Consider the following 5,276-nt stretch of genomic DNA (forward strand, 5'->3'; position numbering starts at 1 on the left):
CAGCAGGCCCGGCGCGAGGAGCGCCAGGCCGCGCGCACCGCCGATGCCGATGCGCCGGCCACGCAGCGTGCCAAGCAGCGCCTGGGCGAACTGTTCAAAAGCGATGGCCATGAGGATGCGCTGGCCAATGCCGGCAAGGGCTCGCTGCTGGACAGCCGCTGGGAACTGGCGCAGGACTCCAAGCTGGGGGCCTTCCAGCTGCGTGCCTACAAGCCGGTCTACCTGCTGCCGGCGTTCTGGACCAGCGACAAGAACCAGACCCCGCAGTCGCCCAATCCGGCCAACACCGTCACCACCCCGCAGCTGCTGGACAGCAACGAGCTGAAGTTCCAGCTCAGCTTCAAGACCAAGGTGGTGGAAAACCTGTTCGGCGACAACGGCGACATCTGGGCAGGCTATACCCAGAGCTCGCGCTGGCAGGCCTACAACGCCGAGAATTCCCGGCCGTTCCGCGAGACCAACTACGAGCCGGAAATCATGATGATGTTCCGCAACGGCTACTCGATCGGGGGCTGGCGCGGGCGCATGAGCGGGATCAGCCTCAACCACATGTCCAACGGCCGCCCCGATCCGTTGTCGCGCAGCTGGAACCGGGTGATCGCCACGATCGGCCTGGACCGCGAGAACTGGGCGTTGGTGCTGCGCCCGTGGTACCGCCTGCCGGAAGACCGCAAGGACGACAACAACCCGGATATCGAGGATTACATGGGTCGTGGCGATGCGACCCTGACCTGGAACCGCAACGGCCACGAAGTGTCACTGATGGCGCGCCACTCGCTGCGCGGCGGTGACCGTTCGCACGGCGCGGTGCAGCTGGACTACGGCTTCCCGATCAGCAACCTGCTGCGCGGCCATGTGCAGGTGTTCGATGGCTACGGCGAAAGCATGATCGACTACAACCACAAGGCGACCTACATCGGCGTGGGCGTGTCGCTGTTGGAATGGTATTGATGGCGGTGACGATSTGGCACAACCCGCGCTGCAGCAACTCGCGCGGGGCGTTGCAGATCCTGCGCGAGCATGGCATCGAACCGACGGTGATCGAATACCTGAAGGACCCGCCCGATCGGACCACGCTGCAGGCCTTGATCGAGGCGATGGGGTGCGGCGCACGCGCGCTGCTGCGGGACAAGGAAACAGCCTATGCGGCGCTCCAGTTGGCTGACCCCGCACTGGACGACGGCGCATTGATCGAGGCGATGCTGCGCCATCCCGAGCTGATCAACCGTCCAATCGTGCGTACCCCGAAAGGCGTGCGCCTGTGCCGCCCACCGGAAACGGTGCTGGACATCCTCCCCGCGTAGTACGCGGGTAGTGGCGGTCAGCCGCCGCAGGTAGCCATGCAGCGGCTGCGGCTCTCGCCGCAGGCCAGCGCCGGCAGTCGGTTGCGGCAGTAATCGGCGCTGGCCTCGCAGGAACGCCGTAGCTCGGGGGTGTCCAGCTTCTCGCAGCGCGCGTCGCGCTGCGTGGCCACGCCGGTACCACAGCGGTCGCCGCTGCCAAATCCCGACCGGCGGGTCATGCAGCTGTCGTGCTGCCGCTGGCATTCGTCCATGCACTGATTGGCCGCGGTGACCTCGCGCAGGCTCGGTGCGGAATAGCTGCCGCCATCGCTGCTGCAGGCAGTCAGCAGCAGCGCCAGCGCAGCCACGTAGAGCATCCTTGGCATGGTGTCACTCCTGGTTGGAAACGTGTCACGTGCGACTTTATCAGGCCCGTGCGCGGTCCAGAACCGGGTGACATCAGCGCCAGTCGGTGATGCCTTCGCGTCGGTAGACCTCGATGAAGGCCGGGCGCGCCTTGAGCCGGTCGGCGTACGCCTTGAGCACCGGCCAGTGATCGCTCGGCGTGGGCATGTTGCGCGACCAGCGCAGCAGCATCACCAACATGAAATCGACCACGCTCAGCTGCGCTCCCAACATGTACGGACCGCCGGCCTGCAGATGGTCGGACAGCCGTTGCCAGGCCGCTTCGAGGCGTTCACGCGCGTGCTGCCGTGTGGCCTCGGCATTGTCCGCGCCGGCCATCTCGTGCGCGTAGAACCACGCGCGATACGCTGGCTGCACGGTATTGGCGCACCAGAACATCCATCGGTAGGCTTCGCCGCGCAAGGGCGTGCCCGGCACGGGCAGCAACCCGGCCTGCGGATGCAGATCGGCCAGGTGCAGTGCGATGGCCGCCGCCTCGGTCAGGACCTGATCCCCCATCACCAGCGTGGGCACTACGCCGGCCGGGTTCAGGGCGAGGTACTCGGCCGATTTCTGCTGCCGCGTGTCGAAGTCGAGCAGCACCAGTTCGTGCGGCACCTCCAGTTCCAGCAGCAGCCAATGCACCACCAGCGAGGCGGTGCTGGTCGATCCGTACAACGTAATGGCCATGCACGCCGCACCTGTCGTGGGAAGCCCCAGATTATGCACTCGCCGCCGAGCGCAGACCATGGATACAGATGCCTGGCTCGCTGTGGCATCACTGTGGCTGTCGGACGGTGCGCTCGGGGCATAGCATGCCGCGCATCTTCATTGCGCCGTGTGCACGCCCATGCCCGATCCCGCCAACCTGCTTGCCTTCGGCCTGATCTCGCTGGGCATGGTACTGACGCCCGGGCCGAACATGATCTACCTGGTGTCACGATCGATCTGCCAGGGGCGCGTGGCCGGGCTGATCTCGCTGGGCGGGGTGGCACTCGGCTTTCTGGTCTACCTGCTGTGCGCCGCGCTGGGCATCACCGCGCTGTTGATGGCCGTTCCGCATGCCTACGACGCGCTGCGCATCGCCGGCGCGCTGTACCTGCTGTACCTGGCCTGGCAGGCGCTGCGCCCGGGCGGACGTTCGCCGTTCCAGCTTCGCGCGCTGGCATCGGACAGCCCGCGCCGCCTGTTCGCGATGGGCCTGTTCACCGCGCTGCTCAATCCGAAGATCGCGGTGATGTACCTGTCGTTGCTGCCGCAGTTCATCCAGCCGCACGGGCATGGCAGCGTGATGGCGCAATCGGTGGCGCTGGGGCTGGTGCAGATCGCCACCAGCGTCAGCGTCAATGCATTGATCGTGCTGGCCGCCGGCAGCATCGCCGCGTTCCTGGCGCGTCGTCCGCGCTGGCAGGCAGTGCAGCGCGGGCTGATGGGCACGGTGCTGGGCGCGCTGGCGGTGCGGATGCTGGTGGACGCACGGCGGTAACGAAGAACGGCGCCTTGCGGCGCCGTCTTTTTTTGATGCGATACCGACCAGCGGTCGATATCTACCGGGTCAGGCCACCACCACCGGGATCTTGCCGATGCGGGCCTGCCATTCGCGCGGGCCGGTGATGTGCACCGATTCGCCGGTGGAATCCACCGCCACGGTCACCGGCATGTCCTGCACGGTGAACTCGTAGATGGCTTCCATGCCCAGGTCGGCAAAGCCGACCACCTTGGCGGCCTTGATCGCCTTGGACACCAGGTAGGCCGAACCACCGACCGCCATCAGGTAGGCCGATTTGTTGTCCCGGATCGCCTCGATCGCCGCCGGGCCACGCTCGGCCTTGCCGACCATGCCCAGCAGGCCGGTCTGCTCCAATACCTGGCGGGTGAACTTGTCCATGCGGGTGGCGGTGGTCGGACCGGCCGGACCCACTACTTCATCGCGCACCGGATCGACCGGGCCGACGTAGTAGATGAAACGGCCCTTGAGGTCGACCGGCAGCGGCTCGCCCTTATTGAGCATGTCCACCATGCGCTTGTGCGCGGCGTCGCGGCCGGTCAGCAGCTTGCCGTTGAGCAGCAGGGTCTGGCCGGGTTTCCAGCTGGCGACGTCTTCCGGGGTGATGGTGTCCAGATCGACGCGGGTGCCCTTGGAGGCGTCGTAGGTGATCTGCGGCCAGTCTTCCAGCGACGGCGGATCGAGCATCACCGGGCCGCTGCCGTCCAGGGTGAAGTGCGCATGGCGGGTGGCCGCGCAGTTGGGGATCATCGCCACCGGCAGGTTGGCCGCGTGGGTCGGGAAGTCCTTCACCTTGATGTCCAGCACGGTGGTCAAGCCGCCCAGGCCCTGCGCACCGATGCCCAGCGCGTTGACCTTGTCGAACAGCTCCAGGCGCAGTTCTTCGGCACGATTGGACGCGCCTCGGGCCTTCAGCTCGTTGATGTCGATCGGCTCCATCAGCGATTCCTTGGCCAGCAGCATCGCCTTTTCAGCGGTGCCGCCGATGCCGATGCCGAGCATGCCCGGCGGGCACCAGCCGGCGCCCATGGTCGGCACGGTCTTGAGCACCCAGTCCACGATCGAGTCGGACGGATTGAGCATGGCGAACTTGCTCTTGGCTTCCGACCCACCGCCCTTGGCGGCGACGATCACCTCCACGGTGTCGCCCGGCACGACCTTGACGTTGACCACGCCCGGGGTGTTGTCCTTGGTGTTGATGCGCTTGCCGGCCGGATCGGCCAGCACCGAGGCGCGCAGCTTGTTGTCCGGGTAGTTGTAGGCGCGGCGCACGCCCTCGTTGGCCATGTCTTCCACGCCCATCGTGGCATCGTCCCAACGCACGTTCATGCCGATTTCCAGGAACACGGTGACGATGCCGGTGTCCTGGCAGATCGGCCGGTGGCCTTCGGCGCACATGCGGGAATTGATCAGGATCTGGGCCATCGCTTCCTTCGCGGCCGGCGATTCCTCGCGCTCGTAGGCGGCGCCCAGGCTCTTGATGTAATCGACCGGGTGGTAGTACGAGATGTACTGCAGCGCGTCGGCGATGGACTGGATGAGGTCTTCCTGCTTGATCGATGTCACGACTTGCTCGCTTGCTGGAGGCTGGCGGGGGTTGAACCGCCGATTTTAACAACTACGGCCCGGCCGCGTTGAGAATCGCTCGCGGCCACGGCATCTGGTGCACAGTGGTCGCCCAGCCCCCTGTCACAGCGGCCCGCCCTGCGGCGTCCTCCCGGCATGACCCCGACCGATATCTTCCAGACCCACCGCCCCCGCCTGTTCGCCCTGGCCTACCGCCTGCTGGGCAGCCGCAGCGACGCCGAGGACATCGTCCAGGACGCCTGGCTGCGCTGGCAGGGCGCCGACACCGCCGCGGTCCGCGACCCGGAGGGCTGGCTGGTCACCGCCACCACGCGGCTGGGGCTGGACCGGCTGCGCGCCGTACGCAATGCCCGGATTCAGTACGTGGGGCCGTGGCTCCCCGAACCGCTGGAAATCGCGCTCGATCCCGATCCGCTGCACGACCCGGCGCAGCGGCACGCGCGGGCCGACGAGGTCTCGGTGGCCTTCCTTGCCCTGCTGGAGCAGCTGAAACC

At 66.9% G+C, this 5,276-nt stretch carries 7 protein-coding genes; 4 read left to right on the forward strand and 3 right to left on the reverse strand.

Translation table 11 applies throughout. From position 1 onward, the window contains the following. Both AC1DQP_RS15855 and arsC read left to right on the forward strand, forming a co-directional pair. Positions 1-951 (forward strand): phospholipase A (locus AC1DQP_RS15855; protein WP_478051976.1); only part of this gene is annotated, 951 nt, incomplete at its 5' end. Then, the gene (gene arsC / locus AC1DQP_RS15860) at positions 951-1,304 is read left to right on the forward strand and encodes an arsenate reductase (glutaredoxin) (RefSeq protein ID WP_478051977.1); all 354 of its coding nucleotides are present in this window, start codon (positions 951-953) and stop codon (positions 1,302-1,304) included. The genes AC1DQP_RS15855 and arsC, both read left to right, overlap by 1 nt. Positions 1,305-1,321: 17 nt before the next feature. Here arsC and AC1DQP_RS15865 read toward each other — a convergent pair whose 3' ends face one another. Both AC1DQP_RS15865 and AC1DQP_RS15870 read right to left on the reverse strand, forming a co-directional pair. Further along, a complete protein-coding gene (locus tag AC1DQP_RS15865; protein WP_457321674.1) occupies positions 1,322-1,669 on the reverse strand; it encodes a hypothetical protein in 348 nt (115 codons plus the stop codon). Between the two features lie 73 nt (positions 1,670-1,742). Continuing rightward, positions 1,743-2,378 (reverse strand): glutathione S-transferase family protein, encoded by a 636-nt coding sequence (locus AC1DQP_RS15870; protein WP_256775561.1) that lies wholly within the window; start codon positions 2,376-2,378, stop codon positions 1,743-1,745. A 160-nt stretch (positions 2,379-2,538) separates the two neighbouring features. On the opposite strand from AC1DQP_RS15870, the gene AC1DQP_RS15875 reads away from it, so the two are divergent. Next, complete coding sequence (locus tag AC1DQP_RS15875) at positions 2,539-3,174, forward strand: LysE family translocator (RefSeq protein ID WP_478051978.1); 636 nt, start codon at positions 2,539-2,541, stop codon at positions 3,172-3,174. 69 nt (positions 3,175-3,243) lie between these two features. On the opposite strand, the gene AC1DQP_RS15880 is transcribed toward AC1DQP_RS15875, so the two are convergent. Further along, positions 3,244-4,761, reverse strand: a complete 1,518-nt coding sequence (locus AC1DQP_RS15880) for a fumarate hydratase (protein WP_478051979.1) — start codon at positions 4,759-4,761, stop codon at positions 3,244-3,246. A gap of 156 nt (positions 4,762-4,917) precedes the next feature. Between AC1DQP_RS15880 and AC1DQP_RS15885 the strand changes: the two genes are divergently transcribed. Beyond that, positions 4,918-5,276, forward strand: a 359-nt coding sequence (locus tag AC1DQP_RS15885; protein ID WP_478051980.1) for a sigma factor, incomplete at its 3' end; no start/stop codon positions are given.

This window comes from Stenotrophomonas sp. P5_A8 (genome assembly GCF_056400545.1).

Excerpts from the sequence above, each read along its gene's own strand:
- AC1DQP_RS15865 (WP_457321674.1), bottom strand. The coding sequence starts at position 1,669 with ATGCCAAGGATGCTCTACGTGGCTGCGCTGGCGCTGCTGCTGACTGCC.
- AC1DQP_RS15875 (WP_478051978.1), top strand. The coding sequence starts at position 2,539 with ATGCCCGATCCCGCCAACCTGCTTGCCTTCGGCCTGATCTCGCTGGGC.
- AC1DQP_RS15870 (WP_256775561.1), bottom strand. The coding sequence starts at position 2,378 with ATGGCCATTACGTTGTACGGATCGACCAGCACCGCCTCGCTGGTGGTG.